The 222-nt window shown below is 73.4% G+C and carries 1 pseudogene; it reads right to left on the reverse strand.

The features are described 5' to 3' along the window. Positions 1 to 222 (reverse strand): annotated as a pseudogene (locus IH26_RS61905) (2,3-epoxybenzoyl-CoA dihydrolase); the annotation flags it as partial.

Raw genomic sequence — 222 nt, forward strand, 5'->3', positions numbered from 1 at the left:
GACCGGGTCGGCCGGCGCCGGCCCGGACGGGCCCTCGACGGTGATCTCGACCTGCCGGCGGGCCCGGTCGATCCTGGCCGACACGTACGGATAAACAATATTTTCGTCGCGGAAAGTGCGGTCCAGCGGGGTCAGCGCGACGCCTCCGGAAGCCCGCGGCCGGGACGACGCCTCGGCCGCCAGCGCGGCACGGCGGCGGATCTCCCGATCCCACCCGTTACG

The organism is Actinoplanes subtropicus (assembly GCF_000721705.1).
Taxonomy (GTDB): Bacteria; Actinomycetota; Actinomycetes; order Mycobacteriales; family Micromonosporaceae; genus Actinoplanes; species Actinoplanes subtropicus.